The following is a 25,007-nucleotide window of genomic DNA, read 5'->3' on the forward strand; positions in this document are numbered from 1 at the left end:
TCGTGCTGATGCACGGGGCCTGCGCACTCTCGGGAGTCGAGAGTGCGCTCAGATAAGTACTCGGAAGGACCTGGTCGCAGACATGCGGCTAAGCCTGACGCATCTCACGCGATGAGTCAACTGATCCCGCATTCTGGGCAGTGTCGGTTTTCGGGTCCACCGGCCCGTCGCTGGGCCTGCGCTGCCGGGGTGCGCTCCGGCCGTTGCCGGCCGTACGGGGGGTGGACTTGCCGGCGTCGCCCTTCTGCCGGGGCTTCGACCCGCTCCCCTCGGGCGGGCTGGCCGCCTCCAGCATCGCCTCCAGGTGCTCGGCCGGCACCCCCCAGCCGAAGAGCTGGCCCTGCCCGAACCGGCAGCCGGCCTCGACCACGGCGGCGAGCTCCGTCGGGTTGGTCACCCCCTCGGCGATCACCTCCAGCCCGAGCTGGTGGCCGAGCCGCATCACCACGTCCACCATCGGGGCGAAGGCCCGGCCCTGCGGCGGCCGGATCGGCTCCGGCCCGGCCACCAGGCTGTGGTCGATCTTGAGGATGTCGATCGGCAGCCGGCGGAGCTGGCCGAGGGAGGAGTATCCGGCGCCGAAGTCGTCCAGCGCGATGCGTACCCCGGTCAGCCGCAGCGCCCGGAGCCGGCGGATCAGCTCGTCCAGGTCGGTCGCCACGGCGTGCTCGGTCACCTCCAGCACCAGCCGCTGCGGCGGCACCCGGTGCGCGCGCAGCGCCTCGGTGACCTGGACGACGTACTCCGGGGCGTGCAGCTCGCGGGGCGAAACGTTGACCGAGACCCAGACGTCGTGCCCGGCGGCGAGCCAGAGGGAGAGCTGGTGGCAGGCCCGGTGCAGCACCCAGGCGCCGAGTTTGGCGATCATCCCGCACTCCTCGGCGAGCGGAATGAACTCGTCCGGCCCGACATTGCCCAGCTCGGGATGGTGCCAACGCAGCAGCGCCTCCGCGCCGACCGGCCGCACCGACGGGACCGACACCACCGGCTGGAACGCCAGGTGCAGCTCGTCGCGCTCGATCGCGCCACGCAGCTCGTGCTCCAGCGTCGTGCGCCGGCGCAGCAGGTTGTCGTAGGCCACGTCGTACCGCTCGACGCGGTTCTTGCCGCGCTGCTTGGCGTACCGCAGGGCCAGGTCGGCGTTGCGCAGCAGGGTCTCCACGTCGGCGGCGTCGGCGCTGTCCGCCACCCCGATGCTGACCGACAGGAAGACCGACCCGGCCTCGTGCCGGTACGCCGAGCCGACCACCCCGAGCAGCCGCTGCGCGATCCGCTGCGCCTCGGCGGGACGGGCCCGCATCAGTACGGCGAACTCGTCGCCGCCGAGCCGCGCGGCCAGGTCGCCGGGGCGCAGGTTGCTCTTCAGCCGCCGGCCCACCTCGACCAGCACCGCGTCGCCGACGTCGTGCCCCCGCATGTCGTTGACGTTCTTGAAGCCGTCCAGGTCGAGCCCGAGCAGCACCCAGGGGGTCTCCGAGTCGGCCTGCTGCTGCACCGCCCGGAGCAGCCCCCGGCGGTTGGCCAGCCCGGTCAGCGGATCGGTGTGCGCCAGCTCCCGGAAGTGCGCCTCCCGCTCGGCGAGCCGACCGGCATAGGCGCGTACGTCGGCCAGGGCGAGGTATTGCCGGGCGACCAGGCCGAACCCCTCGACGATGCCGGCCACCACCGCGTAGATCGTGAAGTCGCCGCCGACCAGCAGGTGGTAGACGGCGGAGACGGCCATCGCCACCATCGGCAGCACGGCGTAGGTGCCGCGCCGGATGACGTCGCCGTCCGGCCCGCCGGCCAGCTCGGGTGCCCGGCCGGCCAGGGCGACCAACAGCAGGCCGAACGGCAGCAGCACCGCCCCGACCAGCGCGACCGTCGGGCCGGCCTGGCAGATCCCGGCGGAGATGGCCAGCCCGGAGCCGGTCACCAGGTTCACGCCGGCGCCGGCCAGCAACAGCCCGCGCCGGGGCGCCCCGGCCCCGGCGCCCCCGGCCCCCGTGCCCCCCCCCCCCCCCCCCCCCGGGTCGGGGGGCCCCCCGTGGGCCAGGCAGCCGCTCGGGGTGCGTTCGCCGAGCACCCGGGTCGGTTCGGCGAGCAGCACCCAGCCGACGAACCACAGCGCCGCCCCGATCACCAACCCGTCCAGCACCAGCCGGAGCGCCGCGCCGGGCGTCTCGGCCACGCCGGGCAACCGGAGCAGGCCGGCGCAGAGCAGCGCCCCGCTGCCCGCCATCCCGGCCGCGATCAGCGTGGCCAGACCGGTCCGCTGGGCCTGCTCGTGCTGCCAGTGCTCGGCCATGGTGACCAGCGCGAAGAGCCCCAGTGCGGCGCTGGCCGCCGCGAGCGCGCCGCCGACGGCAAGCAGCCAGTGCCCGATCCGGCGCGCACCGGTGTGCCGGTGTGCCGACAGCGCCAGCATGACCGGCCCGCAGCAGGAGGCGAGGCCGGTCGCCACGGCGAGGGCCGGCGCACCGGAGGCGAGTTGCACGGGTTCACTCTGCCGGATCGACCGCGCTCCATGGGGGAGCCCGCGCCGGTTCCTCGATCAGAGGCACAGACCGCCCATTCGGGCATGGCTGTAAGGAAGGGCCCCCGCTTATCGTTTTCTGTTGTAGCGGGGGCCCTTCCTTACACGCTTCGCGTCTCGGTGGGTGGGCTCGGTGGGGTTGGGGGGCGGCAGGGGGCTGCCGGGAGTGCCACACTGGTCGGATGCCTGACCTGCGGTCGAAGACCTCCACACATGGCCGGACGATGGCCGGCGCCCGCGCGCTGTGGCGGGCCACCGGGATGACCGACGACGACTTCGGCAAGCCGATCGTCGCCATCGCGAACAGCTTCACCCAGTTCGTACCCGGGCACGTGCACCTCAAGGACCTCGGCGGCCTGGTCGCGGATTCGGTGGCCGAGGCCGGCGGCGTCGGGCGGGAGTTCAACACCATCGCCGTCGACGACGGCATCGCGATGGGGCACGGCGGCATGCTCTACTCGCTGCCGAGCCGGGAACTGATCGCCGACGCGGTCGAATACATGGTCAACGCGCACTGCGCGGACGCCCTGGTCTGCATCTCCAACTGCGACAAGATCACCCCGGGCATGCTGCTCGCCGCGCTCCGGCTGAACATCCCGACCGTCTTCGTCTCCGGCGGCCCGATGGAGGCCGGCAAGACGGTGGCGATCGAGGGAATCGTGCACGACAAGATCGATCTGATCGACGCGATGATCGCCTCGTCCAACGACGCGGTCACCGACGACCAGCTCGGCGCGATCGAACGCTCCGCCTGCCCCACCTGCGGCTCCTGCTCCGGCATGTTCACCGCCAACTCGATGAACTGCCTCACCGAGGCGATCGGGCTGGCGCTGCCCGGCAACGGGTCGGTGCTGGCCACCCACGCCGCCCGCAAGGCGCTCTTCGAGGAGGCCGGCCGGGTCGTCGTGGAGATCGCCAACCGGTGGTACGCCGACGACGACGCCTCGGTGCTGCCCCGGTCGATCGCCTCCCGGGCCGCGTTCGAGAACGCGGTCGCGCTGGACGTGGCGATGGGCGGCTCCACCAACACGGTGCTGCACCTGCTGGCCGCCGCCCGCGAGGCGGAACTCGACTTCGGCGTCGCCGACATCGACGAGATCTCCCGCCGGGTGCCCTGCCTCGCCAAGGTCGCCCCCAACTCGCCGAAATACCACATGGAGGACGTGCACCGGGCCGGCGGCATCCCGGCGATCCTCGGCGAGCTGGACCGGGCCGGACTGCTCCGCCGGGACGTGCACGCGGTGCACTCGGCCGACCTGGACGGCTGGCTGGCCGACTGGGACGTCCGGGGTGGCAAGGCCAGCCCGGAGGCGATCGAGCTGTTCCACGCCGCCCCCGGCGGGGTACGCACCACCGAGCCGTTCTCCACCAGCAACCGCTGGTCCACCCTTGACACCGACGCCGCTGAGGGCTGCATCCGAGACCGGGAACACGCCTACACCGCCGACGGCGGGCTGGCGATCCTGCACGGCAACCTGGCTCCGGACGGCGCGGTGGTGAAGACCGCCGGGGTGCCGGCCGAGTGCCTCACCTTCCGGGGCCCGGCCAAGGTCTACGAGTCGCAGGAGGCGGCTGTCGAGGCGATCCTCGGCAAGCAGGTCGTCGCCGGTGACGTGGTGGTGATCCGCTACGAGGGTCCGAAGGGCGGGCCGGGGATGCAGGAGATGCTCTACCCCACCTCGTTCCTGAAGGGACGCGGTCTCGGCCGGGAGTGCGCGCTGATCACCGACGGCCGGTTCTCCGGCGGCACCTCCGGGCTCTCCATCGGACACGTTTCCCCGGAGGCGGCCGGCGGCGGGCTGATCGCGCTGGTCGAGCCCGGTGACGAAATCGTCATCGACATCCCCAACCGGAGCGTGGAACTGGCGGTGGCACCCGAGGTGCTCCAGGCGCGCCGGATCGCGCAGGAGAAGCGGGAGCGGCCGTACACGCCGGTGGACCGGGAGCGGCCGGTCTCCGCCGCGCTGCGCGCGTACGCCTCGATGGCGACCTCGGCCAGCGACGGCGCCTACCGACGCGTCCCGGAGTGAGCGCGACGCCGGGCGTGGGGTCTTCCGACGCATGACGCCACGCCCGGCGCTCCGGTCAGCTCAGGCGGGCCCGCAGGGTGTTCACCATCGCCACCGCGGTCGGCACGTCCCGGCAGGTGACCAGCTGGCGGCTCCCGTCGGTCAGCCGGAGCGCCAGCGCCGGACCGGGCAGCAGCGGCACCTCGGCGGCGGTGGAGCCGCGCAGGAACGAGCGGAGCAGCCAGTCCTCCACCGCCAGGTGGTCCGGCTCGGCGGCGGCGATGGCCGAGATCGGCACCCTTCGGCGCAGCGGGCCGACCGCCACCCGGACCGCCTCGCCGTCGATGACCAGTCGGTAGCGGGTGAACGGCAGCATCGCCAGGGCCGACACCGTCGGCGCGGCACCCGCCCAGCCGACGACGCCGACCAGTGGCACCAGGACGGCGACCATCAGCACCCCGGTCAGGGCCAGCGCCCCGGTCGTCCAGAGCACCGGGCGGAGCGCCCGGAACTCCCACCAGAGCAGCCGCTCGTCGGCACCGGCCGCCAGCACCGGCCCGACCGCCGGCTCCGGGACGTCGGGCCCGGCCGCCGCCCGGGTCGGTGTCGGCGTCCCGGCGCCGGGTGACGCCGGGGGTGCCGCGCCGGCCAGCAGGTACGCCAGCAGCCCGGCGACCGCCGCCGCTACCATCGGCAGCCCCATCATCGCGGCGAAGTAACCCCAGGAGAGGTGTACGTCGGCGGCCGTCGGCGCGTCCAGCGCGGCGGCCAGCGCCATCAGCAGCACCGTGCCGGCCGCCGCGGCGGTGCCGTTCACCGCGACCTGGGCGCCGAGCCGGAGCCAGTGCCGCCCGGTGCCGGGGAGTTGGCGGGCCAGCGCGAAGACCAGCAGCCCGGCCAGCCAGACGGTGAGCGCGGCGCCGAGCAACACCCCGGCCAGGGTGTCGACGCCGATGGTGCTGACCATCGGCCGGTCACCGACACCGCCGGAGTTGGGCAGGCTCTCCGGGAGGCGGCTGCGCCAGGCGAGGGTCACCGCCACCGCGCCGCCGATCAGGGCCGCCGGCAGCAGTCCGCTGCCGATCGTCCACCGGGCACTCCTCATGCGCTCACCTCTCTCGAATACTGCTGCCGCACCAGTGCGACGGCCTCGTCGAGACCGACGCCGGCCCGGCGGGCAACCGTCACCAACTCCCGTACCGACTCGATCACCCGGGCCCGTTCGTGCGGGACCTCCCCGGTCACCACCGCGCCCCGGCCCCGGCGAAGCTCGATCAGCCCCTCCTCGCGCAGTGCCGCGTACGCCCGGAGCACGGTGTGCATGTTCACGTCGAGCGTGCCGGCGAGTTCCCGGGCGGCCGGCAGCCGGTCTCCCCGGCCGATCGCTCCGTCGGCCAGTGCCCGGCGCACGCTGCCGGCGATCTGCTCGGCCAGCGGTACGCCGCTTCCCGGTGACACCCGAAACAACATGTTCGCATTCTACTAGAACAACGAGCACTATTCGCAAGCCCGTCGCGCCGATCCGGGCATCCGCACCCAGGCTCCTAGCGGGAGAGGAACTCCGTGACCAGGTCGGCCAGTTGGCGCGGGCGTTCGGCCACCATGGCGTGGCTGGCGCCGTCCAGCGGTACCACCTCCAGCCACGGGTTGTCCCGGACTGTCGCCAGCCGCTCCAGGACCCGACGCCGGTGTGCGGCGTAGAGGTCGTGGAAGGGCCGCTGTTCCGGCATGTCCACGGTGGCCAGTACCAGCAGCAGCGGGCAGCGGACGGCACGGTAGGCGGGTACGAGGTCCAGCGACTCCATGGCCAGCCGCAGTTCCTCGGTCAGCTCCGGATCGGGGCGCAGCCGGCTCGTCCCGTCCGCCGCCGGCACCAGGTTGCGCCGGAACGCCTCCACCCAGACCTCCTCGGCGGAGCCGTACCGCCGGGCCGTGTCCCGCTGCCCGGCGAGCGCCGCCGCGACCTGCTCGGCGTCCAGCGGTCGGGCCAGCGCGGCGGACATCCCGGCGAAGACCTCGCGGAGCCGGGCGAGTTCGGTCGCCACCCGGTCCGGGTCGAGGCCGGCGAGGTCCTCCGGCCGGCTCGGGGTGGGATTGCCGTCCAGGCTGACCGCGCCCGGGCAGTCCGGGTGACGGGCCGCCCAGAGGCTGGCGAGCATGCCGCCCAGCGACATGCCGACCACCGCCGGGCGGGTCAGCTCCAGCTCGTCGGCGACGGCGCCGAGGTCGTCGAGCACCTCGTCCCACTTCCACGGGCCGTCGCCGGAGCGGCCGTGGCCGCGCAGGTCGACCGCGACCACCCGGTGCGCCGGTCGCAGCGCCTCGGCCAGCGCGGTCATGGTGACCAGGTTGCCGCCCGCGCCGTGCAGCAGCAGCATCGGGGCGCCGGAGCCGCCGAAGTCCCGGGCGACGATCGGCACCGGGCCGGAGTCGATGGAAATATCGGGGTTGTGGGGTACGTCAGACACGGCGGGGCCGCCCTTCCTCCAGTAGCCGGTCGCGGACGGAGGAGGGCAGCACACCACCTTCCGGATGACGGACCAGCTTGCCCCGGTTGACCAGGTCGTGGACCCCCTGCCGGGTGATCCCGAGCATCGCCCCGGCCACCGCGTACGTCACCGAGTCGGCGGTGGGGTGCCCGACCCGCCGCGCGACGACCTGGCCCAGCGGGCTGCGCCACCAGTCGAGCGGGGGCTCGAACGGGCCGTCGCCGGGATAGAGCGTCGAGACGATCCGCATCGCGGTGCCGACCGCCTCCCGGTCGTCGCCGTCGACCAGCCGGTGCGCCCAGGCCTCGGCCCGGACCCGCACCACCGTACGCAGCGCGTCGACCGCGTCGTCCCCGTCGAGCAGGATCTCCAGGGGATCGAGCAGCCGGACGTCCATCGTCCGGAGAAGCTGCTCGACGAGTTCGTCACGGGTCGGCGGCATGCCACCCTCCTCACTTGACGTCCAGTGTCAAGTACTTGACGAGCACTGTCAAGCAGTTGACGGCGACCGGGCGGGCGGGCGGCGCCGGTCGGCCCGGCGGGCGTTGCCGGTCAGCTCGGGCGAGTGGAGTCGGTCAGTAGCCGGGAAAGACCCGGCGCAGGTCGTCCAGGCCGAGCGGGCCGGTCACGGTCAGCGTGTCGGGGGTGTGCTCGGGCGCCAGCCGGCCGGCGGCCAGCCGCAGGAACGCCTCGGCCGGCCCGGTGATCTCGCCGGCCGGCTGCTCCGGCCGCTCCACCAGCTCGACCCGGTCGGTCAGCCGCAGCCCCAGGACCCGGTCCGGGTCGGTCAGCCGCAGCGCCAGCTCCACCGGCCGGTCGCCGACCGCGTCCGGCCGGCCGATCCAGCCGAGCAGGCCGTCGAGCCGGTCGAGCACCAGCGGCACCGCCTCCGGCGCCACCGTCGCGTACCGGTTGAAGGCGACCTCCACGTCCCACTCGTGCAGGGCGAACTCGCTCAGCCGCATCCCGGCCGCCGTCCCCAGGTCCACCGGCTCGGGCAGGAAACCGAGGTCGATCCGTACGCTGGACCGGGTGTCCGCGTCCAGCGACTCGTACCGCTCGACGAGCCGGCGGTTGGCCTCCAGGAAGCCCTCGGCGTGCTCGATCGGGGTCATCGCGTCCCACCGGGCCCAGACCTGCTTGTTGAAGTCCGCCTCCAGCGCGGGGCGACCGCCCAGCGCCACGTCGAGAGTGGCCTCGTTGATCTCGGCGCCGCTGCCGAGGTGGCTGAGCACCTGCGACACCTGCCACTCGCTGGCCCCGGACGGCCGGGTCAGGTCGGTCGGGCCGAGGTCGCGGACCAGCGCCGCGAGTTCGTCGTGGCCCGAGCGGAGGGCGGCGATGGTTGTGTCGGCAGTAGTGGCCATGTCTTCCTGTCTCCCGGGTCGTACGTCGCCGGCTCCGGATCGGCCGGCGCGACACCCGCCCATCATGCCCGCTGGCCCCGACCGGGCGCCGACCCTCCGGCCGCCGCGCGGCGGTGGCGGGCGACCCGCGAGCCGGCGAGCCTCCACCGTCAACTCCGTGCCGCCGCCACCGGCAGCTTCCCGTGCCGCCGCCACCGGCGCCCGGGTGTCAGCCGATGCACTCCCTGTCGATCCTCGTGCCCACCTGCACGAACTCGCCCTGGAGGAACTTCACCGGGTCACCGGACTTCGCGCCGGACTCGATGTCGGCGACGATTCCCTCGACCAGCGCCTTGACCTTCGGGTCGGTCGCCTTGGCGGCCTCGGCCTCCAACTGGCCGGCGAGCCCGGTCAGCGTGGTCTGGAGCTGCTTCTCCTGCTGCGCCACGCTCAACTGCTTCTCGATCGCCTTCACCGAGTCGTCGGCGATCTTGACGCTGCCGTCCAGGAAGATGTTGGTGACCGCCTCGCAGACCTCCTTGGTGTTCGGCGCGGCGGTCGGGCTCGGTGCGGCCGTGCTCGGGCCTGCGGTCGGCGTACCGGCCGCCTCGGTGGTCGGCTCGTCCGGCTGGCAGCCGGCGCCGAGTACGGCGACGGTCGCCAAAGAGAGGGCGACGAGGCCGGTGCGAACAGATCGAACATTCATCAGGAACCCCCGTGATCGTGAGCAACGGCGGGGAGCGTAGCAAGAGTGCCGAAACGATGGCCGGGCATTTATCACGGCCCCGCCACGGCGGTCGCGGGCCGGGGGAAACCGTCCACTCCCGCCACCAGCACCGGATATTTACACCGGCACACGCCTCGATTAGCATGATCACAAGTGAGTACACGTTGGGTGGCGCCCCCGACACGGAAAGTGGCCACCCTGCCGACCCGGCAGGCGGTCACCGAAGTGACGACAGGAGATCTACCGTGGGCTCCGAGATCACCCGCTCCGCACCCGACCGACCCGATCCCGGCCAGCCGGCCCCGCCGGTACCCCGACCCGCCCGGCGGCCGACCTCGAAGCTGGTGACCCTGCTGGCGGGCGCCGCCGTCGTGCTGGCCAGTACGCCCCTGTGGGGCACCGGCGATCCGGCCGCGCTCGACGACGCCGAACTCTCCGCCGCTCCGACGTACACGATCGGGTTGCAGCCGGCGGCGGACCCCGGCCCGTTCCCCGGCAGCGTCACCCCGACCACCCCGACCATCACCATCGCCGGCGAACGCGACGGGGAGAGCACCTTCGACGTCGTACGGTATCCGCAGGTCCAGCCGAAGAAACCGGGCCAGATGGACTTCGACCACTTCCACACCGGGATCGAAATCCAGTGGTGGCTGAAGAAGTGGGCACACCAGCGGCCGGACATCGTCGACCTCCACATCGTCGGCGAGAGCTTCGGCGGCGAGCCGATCTACCAGCTCACCATCACCGACAAGTCCACCGGCAAGGACACCGACAAGCCGGCGGCGTTCTTCGAGGGCAACCGGCACTCCGGCGAGGTCTCCTCGGCCGAGAGTTCGCTCTGGCTGGCACACCACCTGATCAGCCGGGCCGGCCGGGACCGGCAGGTGGACCGGATCCTGGACACCAGGACCGTCTACATCCGGCCGGTGAACAACCCGGACGGGCACAACCTCTACCTCTACACCGCGCAGACCAACCGGTCCTCGGTCCGGCCGACCGACAACGACGCCGACGGCAGGCTCGACGAGGACCCCGGCGAGGACCTCAACGGCGACGGCTACCTGGGGCAGCTGCGCCAGCACGTCGGTGCCGGCAAGGGCACCCACGTCGTCGACGACCGCGACCCGGCCAAGGTCGTGATGCGCAACGTCGGTGCCGGCAACGGTGACTACCTGATGTTCTCCGAGGGCGTCGACAACGACGGCGACGGCCGGGACAACGAGGACGGCGTCGGCGGCCTCGACCTGCACCGGAACTACCCGTACAACTGGCACGTCATGCCCGGCTACGACGAGACCGGCCGGAACCTCACCCAGACCGGCGCCGGCGAGTACCCGCTGTCGGAGCCGGAGACCCGGCACGTCTACACCTGGCTGATGTCGCACACCAACATCGGCGCGGTGAACAGCATGGACACCCGGGTACCGATGCACCTGCGCGGCCCCTCGACCTGCGACCCGGTCGAGTGCATGTACACCGGCGACCGCAAGCTCTACGAGCACTTCGACCGGGCCGGAGTCGGCTTCACCGGCTACCGCTACTCCGGCAGCGTCTACATCGACTACGCCACCCGCAACGGCGGCGACCCGGAGGCGCTCTTCGGACACGGCCCCGACTTCGGCTACTTCCAGTACGGCGCCGTCTGGTACGGCGACGAGATCTGGAACGGCGGCGACTTCGTCGACTACGACAAAGACGAGCGGTTCGCCGACTGGGAGCGGTCGCGGTGGTGCGTGGAGAACCGGCGTACCAACTGCTTCCTGCCCTGGACGGAGATCCAGCATCCGAGGCTCGGTGCCGTCGAGGTCGGTGGGATCAACCCGAAGTTCTGGGCCCAGAACCCCTCGCCCGACCTGATCGGCCAGTGGGCGGCGAACCAGGCCCGGTTCAACATCTACCTGACCGAGTCGCTGCCGCAGGTGGCGCTCTCGCAGGTCGGCGTACGCAAGCTCCGGGCCGGGCAGAGCGACGGGGCGACCCACGAGATCACCGCCACCGTCACCAACACCGGCCGGATCCCGACCGCGCTGGAGCAGGCGAAGGAAGTCAAGATCGTGGCTCCGGACACCGTGCAGGTGCAGGGCGCCCAACTGGTCGGCGAGGCTCCGCAGTTCTTCCTGGACGGCGGGAAGAAGCAGCGGGTGACACTGCGGGTCAGCAAGGCCGAGGCCGAGTCGGTCACGGTACGGGCGGTCAGCGTCCGGGGCGGGCTCGACTCCGCGCCGGCACGGCTGCGCTGACAACCGTAGGAGCATCCCTCGTCGTCCCCGCCCCGTGCGCCACCATGGCGGGGCGGGGACATCCGTCTCCGGGGCAGCGGACGGTCCGGAGCCGAGCGAAGACCGGGCGTTACGCGGGGTCCGGGGCGGCGTCGAGCCAGGTCTCCAGCAGCAGCCGGTCGATCGAGTCCGGGTTGCCGAGCCGGCCGCGCGCCGCCCGCCGGTCCCGCAGCTCCGCCCGGCTGAACCAGCGGGTCTCCAGCAGCTCCTCGCCGTCCACGCTGGTCACCTCCGAGGAGGCGGTAGCGAAGAAGCCCACCATCAGACCGGACGGGAACGGCCACGGCTGCGAGCCGAAGTACCGTACCGAGTCGACGGCCAGCCCGGCCTCCTCGGCCACCTCCCGGCGTACCGCGTCCTCCAGGCTCTCACCGACCTCCAGGAAGCCGGCGAGCAGCGCGAAGGAGTCCTCGTCAGCACCGGCGTGCCGGGCCAGCAGGCAGCGGGCCGGCGGGCCGGGCAGCTCCACCAGCATGATCACCGCTGGGCTGATCCGGGGGAAGAGAACCTGGTCGCAGCCCGTGCACTGCCGGGCCGCACCGCCCTGCACCGACCGGGCCGGGCTGCCACAGGTGCCGCAGAACCGCTGGTTGCGGTGCCAGTGGCAGAGCCCGCGGGCATACCCGAGCACGGCAGCCTCGGCCGGATCGAGCCGGTGCACCAGCCGGCGTACGTCCATCGTCCGGTCGGCGCCGACCGCGGCAAGCGCCTCCTCCTCGGACAGATCGCTGAGGTCGACGGCGAACACCGGTCGACCGTCGTCGAGACCGAGGAAGACCGGTTCGCCGAGCCCGTCCGGCAACCCGCGCCTGCCGTCGCCGACCAACCGCAGCACCGCGTCCCGCGCCACCAGACAGCGGTCCCGCCAGAGCGGCACCACCTCGGCCCGCTCACTTCCGAAGAGCCGGCGCAGCCCGTCGGCGTCCCGCCGCAGCCCACCCGCCCGATCCAGCGCTCCGCCCGCGTACGCCGTGAGGACGCCCGTGCTCAGCATCCGGCGCCACCGGGCCGGCCGGCGGGTGGAGCGGATCCGACCTGCGGGAAGTGGGATCTGATCGACGACACCACCGCATGGTACGCCCGGGTGCTGGCGGTCCCGCGAACCCGGGCAGACCTCGTCCGGCAGCCGACGCGGCGCGGGCACCTCTGGCGGGTCGCCCCGAACTCCGGGCTCGGCAAATGGATTGGACAGCAGGAGGATCATGAATTCGTGACATTGCGGCTGTCGGGTGGGGTGGTGCCAGGGCCGGACACCCGGGTCTGGGCCGCCGGACCGCGCGGCCGGGCTGTCGCGCCGTCCCCGGAACTCGCCCCGGGCAGCCCGGTCGTGTCGGGGCCCCGTTCGGCCGCCCCGGAGGCTGCCGAGCGGGCGGTCGCGGAACTCGGCCGGCTGGTCACCGTCGGCGGCGTGCTGGCCGCTGGTGCCGGCGTCGACCTCGGTGACGGGTTCCGGTCGGCCCGCACCGAGGGCGCCGCCGGAGACCGCCGGGACGCCGTACTGTCCGCCCTGCTGGTGCCGGCGCTGGGCGGGCGGCTCGGCGACCGGCGGGCCGTACTCGTCGCACTGTTCGGCCCGGACGCGACGAAGCCGCTCGGCGCCGCCGCGCAGGCCGTACTCGACGAGGGCCGGTGGCCGGTGCTGCGGTTCGCGGTCGCGGCGAGCGACGTACTCGGACCGGAACAGCTCGTCCGGATACTCGAACTGCGGGCGCCAGACGGGGTCGATCCGTTCCCGGGCGGGCTGCCCTCGGTGGTGGGTGGGCACCTGACCCGGGTGCTCCGGGAGGTGCCCCGGCCACGCCGCCTCGCCCTGCTGACCGACCTCTGGCAGCGGGTCTGCGCGCACGGTGCCCAGCAGGTGCGGCGAGAACGGCTGCGCGCGTCGCAGGGCCGGCAGGACCGCACCGCCGAACTCACCGTCCGCTACCGGCGGTACGAGGAGGACGAACTGACCGAGCGGTTGCGTACCGAACTGTGGGGCGAGCCGACGATCCTCCGGGCCGCATTGTGGCAGCCGTCGCCCGGTTACTGGCTGACCCGCGCCGACCGGGTGCTCCGGGACGCCATGGCGGCGACGGTGCTGGCCCGGGTCGCGGTGAGCGCGGTCGACCGTGGTCTGGACGCGGCACTGACCGCACACCGGCACGAGATCGAGGCGGCCGTCGCCGAGCTGTCCCCGCCCGAGGCATCGAGGTCGGCGCGGCGGATATCGGGGCTGACCGGGCTGCCGGCTCGGCCCGGGTCGTACCTGCGGGACATCCTCGCCCGGACCGCGCCCGGCGAACCGCCCGATCCGCGCTGGGCGTCCTACCTGGGCCAACGGCTGGCCCGGGCCCGGGACTACGGCCGGATCATGCTGGACGTCGTGGCGCAGTTCGTCACCTCGACCGCCGGGCTGGACTCCGCCTCGGCGCGCGCACCCCTCGCCGCCTGGGCCGGCAGCCCGCTGGACGTCTGGCGGCGCCGGGTCGGCTACCTCTCGCCGGATCGGCCCGCCGACTGGGACCAGCAGCCGATCCTTCCGTCGGAACCGACCCCGCCGCTGGCCGAGCGGCTGCGCGCCGCACCGGACCGCACGACGGCCGAGGTCGAGATGATCGGCGACCTGCTCTGGTACGCCGAACTCGCCGACGCGCTCGCCGAGCTGAACGGTCATCCGGCGGCCGTGATCACCCCGCGGCCGCACGTCCCGGTCCCCGACACCGACCCGCCGGCCCCGGACGAACCGCTGGTACCCCGACCGCAGTCGATCCCGCTCGCCGTCGCCGGTGCCGCGCAACTGGTGGACCTCGGAGGGCAGCTTCCGCCCCGCTGCCGGAGCTGGCCGGAACTCGTCGCCGGGCTGAGCGACCAGGCCACCATCGCGGCCGCGCTGACCGGCGCCTTCACCGTCCCGCCGCCGGTCGAACGCTTCGACGGTACGGTGCTGCCCGGCACCGATGCGCGGATCGAGCTGGCCCGGACCGCCCGGCAGTTGGCGGACTGGTCCGACTACATGGGCAACTGCATCGCCAGCCCGCAGTACGTCGAGGACGCGACCAGGGGCCGGAGCGTGCTGGTCGCGCTCCGCGCACCGGACGGCCGCATCCTGGTCAACGCCGAGCTTCGGCCCAGCGCCCGGGGTTGGCGACTCGAAGAGATCCGCGCCCGGTTCAACCAGGATCCCGATCCGAGACTGCGGCACCGGACCAGCGCCTGGCTGGCCGACCTCGCTCTTCCCGAGCCGACCGTCCCGCAGCCGCGCCGTGCCGCCCGGCACGACGGGACCGGCGCGGCGGCGCCCCGGACCGGCCGGCGGCCCGCCTCCGCCGTACGGGTGCTGCGCGACCTCGGCCGCCGCCTCGACGAGGCGGCGGCCGACACGCTCGGCCAACCGGACATCCTTCGGGCCGCCGAGGTGCTTGCGCTGCTCGCGACGCGACTGGCCGGCGCACCGGCGACGCCGCCGGCCGACCCGCACGACGCACTCACCGCACTGCGTCGGGCCACGCCCGGGGCGGTGCTCCAGGCCTGCCGGCTCGCCCTGGCCGACCGGGCCGGGCCCGGCCCGGTCGCGCTGTGGCGGGCGAGCGGAGACCGGCCGCTGGCCCGTGCGGTGCAGACCCTGGCGCCGTCCACCGTCGCGGTCGTCTCGGTCGGGTCGACCGGAGGGAGGACCGTCACCGTCGGTTCCGTGGCGCCGGGGTTGCCGCGTCGAGCGACTCCGCCGTCGCTGCCCGCACCGGACCGGCTGGCTCCGCTGCTGCGGGACGCGCCGCTGCCCGGCTCGCTCCGGCCGGTGGCCCGGGTCGGGCACGTCGCGGTCGCCCGCACCGCCGATCTGGTCGCGTTGCGCGTGCGCGTCGCCCTGGGCACCCTGCTCCGGCAGGACTGTCCCGAGTTGGCCGACGGGGTACGGTCCCGGCCGCACGCCGGGCTGCTCCGGGCTGCCGCGCTCGCGGTGACCTCCTGGAGTGGTCTGCGCACCGGAGGGCCCGATCCCGGGTCCGCCACGGTCCGGTTCTCCGCCGAGCGCGTCACCGTCGTGGTGCCGCGCCGCCGGGTACGGGTGCCCGGCTTCCCGCAGTCGTCGCTCCGGGACGAGAGCTGGCAGTCGAGCTGGCCCGACGCCGTCGAACTGGGTGCCGTACCCGACGGGTTCTGGGAACGGATCGCGGGGCACGGGCTGCTGCTGCCCTCGTCGTGGCTAGCCGGCGGCGGCTGGGCCGCGCTCTGGTCCCGGGCCAACGGCCCGCAGCAGGGGTGACCTCTTGTCACGAGACCCCGTCGTGGCACTACATTGCCGAACCCCTGAGCAGTCCAAGCCTTCAGCGGCCGGAACAGCCGAGCAGCCGGAACAGCGGAAACAGCCGGAACAGCGGGAGCTGGCTAGGGCCGGACGAAATTGGCGCCGTTGATCTCCAACTCCTGCTCCGGCGGCCCGGTGAACCGCTGCCGTTGCTCGTCGAGGACCAGCAGCAGGCCGGTCGGAATGTCGAAGAAGAGCCCCTGCACCGACACCTTCCCGGGTTCCACGCCACGGGCGGCGAGGAACTCCCGGAGCACCGCTACCTGGCGGGCGACGTTCACCATCGCCAACTGGTCGACCTCGGCGCGACCGTCTCCGGCGGCGGCCAACCCGACCGGGTGGCCGGCCCGCCACGCCGCCAGGCTCGGCCGCCCCCACCGCAACCACCGCCCGACGTGGCTCTCCTCCTCGTCGCGCCCACCGAGCAGGCCCTGCATCGCCCCGCAGCCGGAGTGCCCGCAGACCAGCAGCGCCGGTACGGAGAGCACCTCGACGGCGTACGAGACGGCGGCGGTAACCGAGCACTCCGCCAGGTGGTCGGCGGGGACGAGGTTGCCGAGATTGCGCACCGTGAAGAGGTCACCCGGCCCGCTGCTGGTGATCACATTCGGCACTATCAGGGCGTCGGCGCAGGTCAGGAACGCACTGTACGGCCTGTGCCGACCGTCCAGTTCGGTGAGGAACGGCCGCAGCCGGGCGGCCGAGCGGCGGTGGTATTCGCGTACCCCGACGTGCAGCGGCCGGAGCGCGGCCTGCGCCGCTCCGGCCACCTGTCCGGTGTGGTTCGGCTCACCCGCCCCGTCCGGGTGCCGGGCCTGCCAACTCGACCAGGGCGAGAACCAGCGCGGCGGCACCAGGGCGTGGATCCGCCGGGACGGCCGGGGCTGGTCGCCGCGCAGGGCCGCCGGACCGACCTCGTCGAGGCGTACCCGCCCGCCGGTGGTCTCGTGCTGGCGTACCCACCAGTCGAGGTGGTCGGAGGCCGCATGGTCCACGAAGTCGGTGACCAGTTCCAGGTCGACGGTGCTGCCCGGCGGCACCCGCCCGAGGACGACGGAGAGCCGTGGGATGGCGAGGAAGCTGAGCGTCCCCTCCACGTGCACGGACCAGTGTTCGCGACCCGCCGGACCGCCGCGTACCCGCTCGGCGTGCACCCGGGCCCAGACCACCCGGCGCAGGATCAGCACGATCGCCAGGACGAGTCCGGCCAGTACCCCCTCCAGCAGGTTGAGGACCACCACGCCGAGGGCGGTGACGACGTAGACGGCGAGTTCACGGTGCCGGCGTACCCGCCGGATGTCGGAGATCTTCACCAGTTGCAGGCCGACCACGACGAGCAGGCCGGCGAGCGCGGCCAACGGGATCCGCTCGACGAGTACGACGAGCAGGACCGCGAAGAGCAGGACCCACACCCCGTGCAGTACGGCCGAGGCCCGGGTCCGGGCGCCCGCGTTGACGTTGGTGGAGCTGCGCACGATGACACCGGTGACGGGAAGCCCGCCGAGCAGTCCGGAGACGCCGTTCGCCAGGCCCTGGCCGATCATCTCCCGGTCCAGGTTGGTCGGAGTGCTCCGGCGGTCGTCCCGGGCGGCCCGGTCGGCGGCGAGCCGGTCGACGGCGGTGGCGGAGAGCAGGCTCTCCACGCTGGCGATCACGGCGACGGTCAGTACCGCGGCGGCGACGGCCAGCCAGTCCCCCTCCGGCAGCGCCGGCAGGTGTACGGCGGCCAACAGCGACCCCGGCATCTCCACCCGGGCCAGGTCGACGTCGTTCCAGACGAGCGCGGCGAGGGTGGCCAGGGTGACGGCGACGAGCGGGCCGGGAATCCGGCGTACCGGTGCCGGCAGCCGGGGCCAGAGCACCAGTAGTCCGATCACGGTGAGTCCGATCAGGGCCGCATGGTCGTGCCGGGTCGCCAGTTGGGCGGGCAGGTCGATCAGGTTCCGCACCGGCGTGGTGCCGGGTTCACCACCGAGGAGTACGTGCAGTTGCCCGAGCACGATCGTGACGCCGATCCCGGCGAGCATTCCGTGCACGATCGCGGGCGAGAGGGCGAGCGCGGTCCGGGCGATCCGGCACAGCCCGAACGCGACCTGCAACAGGCCGGCGGCGGCGGTGATCGCGCAGGTGGCCGTCCAGCCGAACCGGCTCACCAACTCGGCGACGACCACGGTCAGCCCGGCCGCCGGGCCGGTGACCTGGAGCGCCGAGCCGCCGAGCAGCCCGGCGACGACCCCGCCGACCACGGCCGCGATCAGGCCGGCGGCCACCGGGGCGTTGGAGGCCGCCGCGATGCCCAGCGACAGCGGCACCGCGACCAGGAAGACCACGAGCGAGGACGGCAGGTCGTACCGCGCGTCGTGGCGGAACCAGCGGTGGAGTCGGTGAGCTGCGTCGGCCAGGCCGATCGAGGTGGGCGACATGGTGCCTCCTCCGGCTCCGCCGGCCGCGGTGACAGCGGAGGGATTGTTGCCGGGCCGGCTCGCGTCCGATTCCGGGTGCGCTGGTCGGGCGGTGGAGGGGGAACGTCGCTGTCCGCATGAATCGTAGCGTTAAGTCAGTAGCAATCCCTATAGCGACGATTTATCACCTTGGTCCACAGCCCCTATCGCTGGACGAAGCCGGCGGCGAGGCGGCGGATTCCCTCGTCGATGTCGGTCAGCGCGATGCCGCCGTACCCGATGACCAGGCCGGGTTGCGCGGGGCGCTCGGCGTAGTAGCCGGCCAGGTTCTCCACCGCGACCCCGCTCTCGCGGGCCCGCGCCGCCGCTGCGGCCAGGTCCCCGGTCCGGTGCGGGTCGGGCCGGACGGCGAGGTGGAGCCCGGCGGCCGAGGGCACCGGGTGCAGCCACCCGGCGAGGTGCGCGGCCAGGGCGGCCAGGATCCGTTCACGGCGTGCCCCGTACTCCCGGCTGGTCCGGCGGATGTGCCGGGCCAGTAGGCCCTCGTCGATGAATTCGGCCAGCGCGCCCTGGGTGGTCAGGTCGCCGTGCCAGTCGGTGAGCTGCCGCGCGGTGCGCAGCGCGGGCCGCAGCGAGGCCGGCGCGACCAGGAAGCCGACCCGCAGCATCGGCAGCAGGGTCTTGGAGAACGACCCGACGTAGACCACCCGGCCGTGCCGGTCCAGGCTCTGCAACGGTTCCAGCGGGCGGCCGGCGAACCGGTACTCGCTGTCGTAGTCGTCCTCGATCACCACCGCGCCGTGCCGCTCCGCCCAGTCGAGCAGGGCGGTACGCCGGGCCAGCGACATCGGTACGCCGAGCGGGAACTGGTGGGACGGGGTGACGTAGACCAGCCGGCTGTCGGCCGGCAGCGCGGCGACGACGAGTCCCTCCGCGTCGACCGGCACTCCGGTCACCCGGGCGCCGAGGGTGCGGAACAGGCGGCGTGCCGGCGGATAGCCCGGCTCCTCCACCGCCACCCGGTCGCCCGGCTCGATCAGGACCCGACCGATCAGGTCGAGCGCCTGCTGCGCGCCCTGGGTGACCAGGATGTCGTCGGCGCCGGCCCGCACCGATCGGGATATGCCGACGTGCCGGGCCAGGGCCGCGCGCAGCCCGGGATGCCCGGCCGGTTCGGTGTAGGCCGGGTACCGGACGGTCGCGGCCCGGAGTTGCCGGGCGACGAGCCGCCGCCAGGTCTGGAGCGGGAACAGCGCCGGGTCGGGGGCGCCGACCCGGAAGTCGTACCTCGGAGCGGGGTGTCGGGGCGTCTCCGGGACGGAGTCCCAGACCGGACGGGGCCGGACGTCTCGGCCGATCGGGGCGGTCCGGGGTCGGGGGGGGGCCGCCCCCCCCCCCGCCCCCGGCGGGCCCACCCCCCCCCCCCCCCCCCCCCCCCCCCCCCCTCGCGCCTCGCCGATCAGCCGGCGAGGCGCGACGTACGTCCCGGAGCCGACCCGGCCGACCAGGAAGCCCTCTGCGGTGAGCCGGTCGTACGCCGCCGCCACGGTGTTGCGGGCGACACCGAGCCGCTCCGCCAGCTGGCGGGTGGGCGGCAGCCGCTCCCCAGGCCGCAGTCGCGCGTCGAGCACAGCCTCCCGTAACTGTCGGTAGATCTGAGTGGTCAGGTCGTCACGGCCGTCCAGCCGTACGTGGACCTCCACGTTCCGCCTCCATTGGCCCAATCAGCTTGTCGGGAATTGGAGCTTCTGCACGGCCAATATGCCACCTAACGTCACGGGCAGCACGGCGACCTCTCCGAAGGGATCTCGATGACGCCGACCTCCGTCGACATGTGGTTCGATCCGATCTGCCCGTGGGCCTGGATCACCTCCCGCTGGCTGCTGGAGGTCCAGCAGGTGCGGGAGATCGAGGTGCGGTTCCACGTGATGAGCCTGTCGGTCCTCAACGAGGGCCGGACGGACCTGCCGCAGCGGTACCGGGACCTCTTCGAGGTCGGCTGGGGGCCGGTCCGGGTGGCCGTCGCCGCCGAGCGGGAGTACGGAGCGGAGGTGCTCGGTCCGCTCTACACCTCCCTCGGCACCCGGCACCACCACGACCGGCTGCCGATCGGCCGGGACCTGTACGTCGCCGCGCTCACCGAGCTGGGCCTCGGGCTCGCCCTCGCCGACGCCGCCGACTCGACGGAGTACGACGAGGAACTCCGGCGTAGCCACCTGGCTGGGATGGAGCCGGTCGGGGAGGAGGTCGGTACGCCGGTGATCCACGTACCCGGGCCCGACGGCCGGCGGATCGCGTTCTTCGGGCCGGTGGTGACGCCGATCCCGCGCGGCGCGGCGGCCGGCCGACTCTGGGACGGTGTGCTGCTGGTCGCCGGAACCGACGGCTTCTTCGAACTGAAGCGGACCCGCACCCGGGATCCGGAATTCCACTGAGGAGGGTGCGGTGACCAGGCGGGGTTGGCTGCTCTTCGCCCTGATGGGCGTGATCTGGGGCATTCCGTATCTGTTGATCAAGGTAGCCGTGGAGGGCGGCATCCCGGTGCCGGTGCTGGTCTTCGTCCGGACGGCCGTGGGCGCCGCCGTGCTGCTGCCGCTGGCCGTGCGCGGTGCCCGGGGACTGCACCGGCACTGGCGCCCGCTGGCCGCCTTCGCGACGCTGGAGATCATCGTCCCGTGGTGGCTGCTCACCGACGCCGAACGGCAGATCAGCAGCTCGATGACCGGGCTGCTGATCGCCGCGTCGCCGATCGTCGCCGTGCTGGCCGGGCGGCTGGCCGGTGACGTCGAGCGGCTCGGTGGGCGGCGCTGGGCGGGTCTGGGGGTCGGACTCGCCGGGGTGGCGGTGCTGGCCGCGCCCGGCCTGCGCGGCGGAGACGTGCGCTCGATCGTCGAGGTGCTGCTCGCCGCCCTCTGCTACGGGATCGCACCACTGATCCTGGCTCGGCGGCTGGCCGACGTACCGGTGTTGCCGCTGTCCGCCGTCTGCCTCGGCGGAGCCGCACTGGTGTACGCCCCACCGGCAGTGTTGAGCTGGCCGGCGACGTTGCCCACCGGCCGGGTGCTGGCTGCCCTAGCCGGGTTGGCCTTGGTCTGCACGGCGGCGGCGTTCGTGATCTTCGCCGCGCTGATCCGCGAGGTCGGCGTCAGCCGGGCGCTGGTCTTCACGTACGTGAACCCGGCAGTGGCGGTCGTCGCCGGAGTACTGCTGCTCGACGAGCCGCTCACCGTCCCGGTCGTCGCCGCGTTCACGCTGATCCTCGGCGGCTCGGTGCTGGCGACCCGACGCGACGCCACCGCACCGACCAGTGCACCGGACGCCGCACCGGACGCTGCCCGCCCAACGCCCACGCCGGCAGCGCCCACGCCGCCCACGCCGGCGGCAGCGCCCGAGCCACCCCGGCCGGCTGCCGCGACGACGGCTACGGCTACGGCTACGAGGACGGACCGGAGCACGCTGCCGGACCGGTGATGCTCGATGTGCTCGGGTGTACCCCGCTGAATCGACGACGCGGAGGCTCAGATGAGCCCGTGGGCGAGCATCGCATCGGCGACGAGCAGGAAGGCGTCGATGTTGGCTCCAGCGACGTAATTGCCCGGCATGCCGTACTCCTCGGCGGTGGTGTAGCAGCGGTCGTGGATGGTTCCCATGATCTCCCGCAGTCGCTGCTCGGAGTGGGCGAAGGTCCACGAGTCGCGACTGGCGTTCTGCTGCATCTCCAGCGCGCTGGCCGCGACTCCACCGGCGTTGGCCGCCTTACCGGGCGCGAACCGCACCCCGGCCTTGGCGAAGGCTCGCACCGCCTCCGGCGTGGTGGGCATGTTGGCCCCCTCGACCACGATGGTGCAGCCACCCGCGATCAGGGTGAGCGCGTCGGCGGCGGTGAGTTCGTTCTGCGTCGCGGAGGGGATCGCCACCTGGCAGGGCACCTCCCAGACCGGGCGACCGGCGACGAAGGTGGCGTGCGGCCGGGCCTCGACGTACTCGTCGATCCGTGCCCGGCGGACCTCCTTGACCTGCTTGAGCACCTCGACGTTGATGCCCTTTTCGTCGTGGATGTAGCCGGAGGAGTCCGAGCATGCCACCACGGTGCCGCCGAGCTGGTGCACCTTCTCGATCGCGTAGATCGCCACGTTGCCCGAGCCGGAGACCACCACCCGTTTTCCGTCGAAGCTGTCGCCGCCGTCGACCCGGAGCATCTCCTCGGCGAAGAACACCGCCCCGTAGCCGGTGGCCTCCCGGCGCACCTGGGCACCGCCGTAACTGAGGCCCTTGCCGGTCAGCACCCCGGACTCGTACCGGTTGGTGATCCGCTTGTACTGCCCGAACAGGTAGCCGATCTCCCGGCCGCCGACCCCGATGTCGCCGGCCGGTACGTCCGTGTACTCGCCGATGTGCCGGTACAGCTCGGTCATGAACGATTGACAGAACCGCATCACCTCCCGATCGGAGCGGCCTTTGGGGTCGAAGTCCGACCCGCCCTTGCCGCCGCCGATCGGCATCCCGGTCAACGCGTTCTTGAACAGTTGTTCGAACCCGAGAAACTTCACGATCCCCAGATAGACCGACGGGTGGAAGCGGAGACCTCCCTTGTACGGGCCCAGCGCGCTGTTGAACTCCACCCGGAAGCCACGGTTGATGTGGACCTCGCCGCGATCGTCCTCCCACGGCACCCGGAAGATGATCTGCCGCTCCGGCTCGCAGATCCGCTCGATGATCTTCGCTTCGGCGTACTCGGGGTGCCTGGTCAGGGCCGGCACGACGCTGTCGAGCACCTCCCGCACCGACTGGTGGAACTCGCTCTCACCAGGGTTGCGCCGCACCACCGACGTGAAGATCGACTCCAGCTTGTCCTGTACCGACACGTATGCTCCTCGGCGTTGCACCCGTGGCCGGTTCACGGCGGCGCCTAGGCGACCCTCGGATCGCCCACACCGCGGCGGCCACGTCAAACTCATAATGTCGCTGTGGGTAGCGACATGTCGGGGTACGGCTGATTCCACCTTGTGAGTGGGAACCGCCGGCAGGGACGGGATCTTCTCACCGCCGCTGCCCCTGACCGCGCTCGGCATGGTCAAGTGTGAGATTTCCGCTGCTCATCGTCGTCGGCGTTGGCGGGTTGGCGGGGGCGCCGGTGGGGGCGGGGAGGGTGGGGGCGGTCGTAGGCTGGCGTGCGTCGTCGCGCCCGCCCGCCCAGGTCGGTCCGGCCGCCGTATCACCGTGCGTTCAGTTGACGACCGCGATGGCCTCGACTTCCACCAGGAGATCGGGGCCGGCGAGCGCGCTGACGCCCAATCCCGTCAACGGCGGGACCGGGACGGTTCCCAGCTTCGCCGCTGCCCGGTTGATCCCCTCCACCAGCAGCGGCATCTTGTCGGCAGTCCAGTCGACGACGTAAACGGTCAGCTTTGCCACGTTGTCGAAGGAAGCGTCGACCGCGGCCAGGGCGGTGGCGACGTTCAGGTAGCACTGTTCGACCTGAGCGGCGTAGTCGCCCACCCCCACCGTGGCCCCGTCGGCAGCCGGGACCAGAGCACCAGCGGCCCGATCACCGTCGGCCCGATCAGCGCCGCGTGGTCGTGCCGGGTCGCCAACTGGGCCGGCAGGTCGATCAGGTCCCGCACCGGCGTACCGCCGGGCTCGCCACCGAGCAGCAGGCGCAACCGCCGACGTTCCCGCCAAGCGCAGAACATGTAAGTATTTCAATGGCTTCGCGCGGGGTAGGCACGCAGATCAGCGTCGTCGTTGGCTCCGGCGGTGCCACCGTGACGTCCACTCCTGCCAGAAAGGTCTCCGATGCCCGTCATCTCCGTACGCCGCCTGTCCGGTGCGGCCGGCGCGCTCGCGCTCGCCGCCGTCGCGATGGTCGCCCCCGCCGGACCGGCGCAGGCCGCGATCACCCTCGATGACGACTTTCCGCGGGTGATCGCCGAGCCCGCCTCGACCTTGGTCCCGGAGGGCACCGGCGCCGGGTTCCGGGTACGCCTGAGTCACCGGCCGGCCGAGGCGGCCTTTCTCCAGATGACGATGCGGGGCAGCGGCGGGTGGATCAGCCAGCCGGTGATGCTCCAGTTCACCCCGACGAACTGGAGCAACTGGCAGGGATACGGGCTGGGGAGCGTGCAGGACGCGGACACGGTCGACAACGTCCTCGTCATCACCCTCAGCTTCCCTGGCTACCGCCCCGACACCGTCACCTTCACCCAGGTCGACGACGACTAGCCGCTGTACCGCTGACGACGCTGGCGTACGGTCACAGCGGTCCCAGCACGGCATCGGGATCCGCGTCCAGCGCCAGCGTCTCCAGCACCGCCAGAAGCTGGCGTTCCTCGTACCGGAAATGGGACTCCATGATCGCCGCCACGCCCTCCAGATGGCGCTCCAGCTCCGACGGCGAAGCGCCCCGAGCCACGGCGGCCTGGAGGCCGGTCAGCAGGTACCCGATCATCGAGTGGTCCTGCCGCAGATAGCGCAGCGTCTCCCGCAACTCGGGATGCTGCTCGGCGATCGCCGGGAACAGGTCCCGGTCCTCGCCCTCGTGGTGCGCCGTCAACGCGGTGCAGAACCCGTGGCAGAACAGCAACAGGTCTCTGGTCGCCGGCTCCGCCGGTTCGCCGTCGGCCACGGCCTGCCGGGTGACGCGCAGCGCCTCGCGGAGCCTTCCATGGACGCGGCGTAGCTCTCGACTCCAGGCCACCAGCCTGGTGTTGTCGCCCTCACCCACAGGTGGAGGGCGAAGGGACGACTGACACGTCGTGTTCCCTTCGGTCCGGCGCCTCCATGCCTGACACGGTCTGCCACCGGCACGCGACGCTGGCAGCGAAACTACCACGAAGCCTGCCCGGACCGAGCCGCCGTTCGGGTACGCCACCGTCCGGCGACCGGACGGGTCACCCGTCGACCACGGCCTGGCTCCGAAACATCGGCATCCGAATCACCGAAACTTTCGGCC

At 72.8% G+C, this 25,007-nt stretch carries 19 protein-coding genes and 1 pseudogene; 6 read left to right on the forward strand and 14 right to left on the reverse strand.

The annotated features are described in order from the left end of the window. Positions 1-88 precede the first annotated feature (88 nt). Positions 89-2,407: a putative bifunctional diguanylate cyclase/phosphodiesterase gene (locus V1634_RS08585; RefSeq protein WP_331207366.1), complete on the reverse strand. Its 2,319-nt coding sequence runs from the start codon at positions 2,405-2,407 to the stop codon at positions 89-91. A 290-nt stretch (positions 2,408-2,697) separates the two neighbouring features. Between V1634_RS08585 and ilvD the strand changes: the two genes are divergently transcribed. Further along, a complete protein-coding gene (ilvD, locus tag V1634_RS08590) occupies positions 2,698-4,545 on the forward strand; it encodes a dihydroxy-acid dehydratase (protein WP_331207198.1) in 1,848 nt (615 codons plus the stop codon). Positions 4,546-4,600: 55 nt separating this feature from the next. Here the strand turns inward: ilvD and V1634_RS08595 are convergent, their stop codons facing one another. From V1634_RS08595 to V1634_RS08620, 6 genes are all read right to left on the reverse strand, one after another. Further along, a complete protein-coding gene (locus tag V1634_RS08595) occupies positions 4,601-5,629 on the reverse strand; it encodes a hypothetical protein (RefSeq protein WP_331207199.1) in 1,029 nt (342 codons plus the stop codon). Continuing rightward, a complete protein-coding gene (locus V1634_RS08600) occupies positions 5,626-5,994 on the reverse strand; it encodes a GntR family transcriptional regulator (RefSeq protein WP_101370230.1) in 369 nt (122 codons plus the stop codon). The genes V1634_RS08595 and V1634_RS08600 overlap by 4 nt, the downstream gene beginning before the upstream one ends. Before the next feature lie 74 nt (positions 5,995-6,068). After that, entirely contained in the window at positions 6,069-6,992 is a 924-nt protein-coding gene (locus V1634_RS08605; RefSeq protein WP_331207200.1) for an alpha/beta fold hydrolase, read from the reverse strand. Continuing rightward, a complete protein-coding gene (locus V1634_RS08610; protein ID WP_331207201.1) occupies positions 6,985-7,455 on the reverse strand; it encodes a hypothetical protein in 471 nt (156 codons plus the stop codon). Before V1634_RS08610 ends, V1634_RS08605 begins: the two co-directional genes overlap by 8 nt. Positions 7,456-7,588: 133 nt before the next feature. Next, positions 7,589-8,380 carry a maleylpyruvate isomerase family mycothiol-dependent enzyme gene (locus V1634_RS08615; RefSeq protein WP_331207202.1) on the reverse strand — a complete coding sequence of 264 codons (792 nt, stop codon included), beginning with the start codon at positions 8,378-8,380 and terminating at the stop codon, positions 7,589-7,591. A gap of 208 nt (positions 8,381-8,588) precedes the next feature. Continuing rightward, complete coding sequence (locus V1634_RS08620; RefSeq protein ID WP_331207203.1) at positions 8,589-9,065, reverse strand: hypothetical protein; 477 nt, start codon at positions 9,063-9,065, stop codon at positions 8,589-8,591. 266 nt (positions 9,066-9,331) lie between these two features. On the opposite strand from V1634_RS08620, the gene V1634_RS08625 reads away from it, so the two are divergent. Then, the gene (locus V1634_RS08625) at positions 9,332-11,326 is read left to right on the forward strand and encodes a M14 family metallopeptidase (RefSeq protein WP_331207204.1); all 1,995 of its coding nucleotides are present in this window, start codon (positions 9,332-9,334) and stop codon (positions 11,324-11,326) included. 109 nt (positions 11,327-11,435) lie between these two features. Here V1634_RS08625 and nudC read toward each other — a convergent pair whose 3' ends face one another. Continuing rightward, positions 11,436-12,359: an NAD(+) diphosphatase gene (gene nudC, locus V1634_RS08630; RefSeq protein WP_331207205.1), complete on the reverse strand. Its 924-nt coding sequence runs from the start codon at positions 12,357-12,359 to the stop codon at positions 11,436-11,438. Positions 12,360-12,575: 216 nt separating this feature from the next. On the opposite strand from nudC, the gene V1634_RS08635 reads away from it, so the two are divergent. Then, entirely contained in the window at positions 12,576-15,611 is a 3,036-nt protein-coding gene (locus V1634_RS08635; RefSeq protein ID WP_331207207.1) for a hypothetical protein, read from the forward strand. Between the two features lie 122 nt (positions 15,612-15,733). Here V1634_RS08635 and V1634_RS08640 read toward each other — a convergent pair whose 3' ends face one another. Next, positions 15,734-18,076, reverse strand: coding sequence for a SulP family inorganic anion transporter (locus V1634_RS08640; protein WP_331207208.1), 2,343 nt, complete (start codon positions 18,074-18,076; stop codon positions 15,734-15,736). Between the two features lie 182 nt (positions 18,077-18,258). Then, positions 18,259-19,758, reverse strand: coding sequence for a MocR-like pyridoxine biosynthesis transcription factor PdxR (pdxR, locus tag V1634_RS08645; protein ID WP_331207209.1), 1,500 nt, complete (start codon positions 19,756-19,758; stop codon positions 18,259-18,261). 108 nt (positions 19,759-19,866) lie between these two features. On the opposite strand from pdxR, the gene V1634_RS08650 reads away from it, so the two are divergent. Together V1634_RS08650 and V1634_RS08655 are read left to right on the forward strand one after the other, a co-directional pair. Next, positions 19,867-20,490, forward strand: coding sequence for a mycothiol-dependent nitroreductase Rv2466c family protein (locus V1634_RS08650; protein ID WP_331207210.1), 624 nt, complete (start codon positions 19,867-19,869; stop codon positions 20,488-20,490). A gap of 10 nt (positions 20,491-20,500) precedes the next feature. Then, complete coding sequence (locus V1634_RS08655; protein ID WP_331207211.1) at positions 20,501-21,526, forward strand: DMT family transporter; 1,026 nt, start codon at positions 20,501-20,503, stop codon at positions 21,524-21,526. Between the two features lie 47 nt (positions 21,527-21,573). Here the strand turns inward: V1634_RS08655 and gdhA are convergent, their stop codons facing one another. The 3 genes and pseudogenes from gdhA to V1634_RS08670 form a co-directional block, all read right to left on the reverse strand. Beyond that, positions 21,574-22,920 (reverse strand): NADP-specific glutamate dehydrogenase, encoded by a 1,347-nt coding sequence (gene gdhA, locus V1634_RS08660; RefSeq protein WP_331207212.1) that lies wholly within the window; start codon positions 22,918-22,920, stop codon positions 21,574-21,576. A 361-nt stretch (positions 22,921-23,281) separates the two neighbouring features. Further along, positions 23,282-23,578 (reverse strand): annotated as a pseudogene (locus V1634_RS08665) (RidA family protein); the annotation flags it as partial. Further along, a complete protein-coding gene (locus V1634_RS08670; protein WP_331207371.1) occupies positions 23,515-23,748 on the reverse strand; it encodes a hypothetical protein in 234 nt (77 codons plus the stop codon). The gene V1634_RS08670 and the pseudogene V1634_RS08665, both read right to left, overlap by 64 nt. 103 nt (positions 23,749-23,851) lie before the next feature. Here V1634_RS08670 and V1634_RS08675 point away from each other — a divergent pair, with 103 nt between their 5' ends. Beyond that, positions 23,852-24,277 carry a hypothetical protein gene (locus V1634_RS08675; protein ID WP_331207213.1) on the forward strand — a complete coding sequence of 142 codons (426 nt, stop codon included), beginning with the start codon at positions 23,852-23,854 and terminating at the stop codon, positions 24,275-24,277. A 31-nt stretch (positions 24,278-24,308) separates the two neighbouring features. Here the strand turns inward: V1634_RS08675 and V1634_RS08680 are convergent, their stop codons facing one another. Continuing rightward, the gene (locus V1634_RS08680) at positions 24,309-24,779 is read right to left on the reverse strand and encodes a hemerythrin domain-containing protein (RefSeq protein ID WP_331207214.1); all 471 of its coding nucleotides are present in this window, start codon (positions 24,777-24,779) and stop codon (positions 24,309-24,311) included. Positions 24,780-25,007: the final 228 nt, after the last annotated feature.

The organism is Plantactinospora veratri (assembly GCF_036421995.1).
Lineage (GTDB): Bacteria > Actinomycetota > Actinomycetes > Mycobacteriales > Micromonosporaceae > Plantactinospora > Plantactinospora veratri.

Bases quoted from the DNA above. Each gene is read 5' to 3' on its own strand.
- V1634_RS08675 (WP_331207213.1), top strand. From the start codon at position 23,852: ATGCCCGTCATCTCCGTACGCCGCCTGTCCGGTGCGGCCGGCGCGCTC.
- V1634_RS08600 (WP_101370230.1), bottom strand. From the start codon at position 5,994: ATGTTGTTTCGGGTGTCACCGGGAAGCGGCGTACCGCTGGCCGAGCAG.
- V1634_RS08650 (WP_331207210.1), top strand. From the start codon at position 19,867: ATGACGCCGACCTCCGTCGACATGTGGTTCGATCCGATCTGCCCGTGG.
- V1634_RS08585 (WP_331207366.1), bottom strand. From the start codon at position 2,407: ATGCTGGCGCTGTCGGCACACCGGCACACCGGTGCGCGCCGGATCGGG.
- V1634_RS08595 (WP_331207199.1), bottom strand. From the start codon at position 5,629: ATGAGGAGTGCCCGGTGGACGATCGGCAGCGGACTGCTGCCGGCGGCC.
- V1634_RS08640 (WP_331207208.1), bottom strand. From the start codon at position 18,076: ATGTCGCCCACCTCGATCGGCCTGGCCGACGCAGCTCACCGACTCCAC.
- nudC (WP_331207205.1), bottom strand. From the start codon at position 12,359: ATGCTGAGCACGGGCGTCCTCACGGCGTACGCGGGCGGAGCGCTGGAT.
- V1634_RS08615 (WP_331207202.1), bottom strand. From the start codon at position 8,380: ATGGCCACTACTGCCGACACAACCATCGCCGCCCTCCGCTCGGGCCAC.
- ilvD (WP_331207198.1), top strand. From the start codon at position 2,698: ATGCCTGACCTGCGGTCGAAGACCTCCACACATGGCCGGACGATGGCC.
- V1634_RS08610 (WP_331207201.1), bottom strand. From the start codon at position 7,455: ATGCCGCCGACCCGTGACGAACTCGTCGAGCAGCTTCTCCGGACGATG.
- V1634_RS08670 (WP_331207371.1), bottom strand. From the start codon at position 23,748: ATGTTCTGCGCTTGGCGGGAACGTCGGCGGTTGCGCCTGCTGCTCGGT.
- V1634_RS08620 (WP_331207203.1), bottom strand. From the start codon at position 9,065: ATGAATGTTCGATCTGTTCGCACCGGCCTCGTCGCCCTCTCTTTGGCG.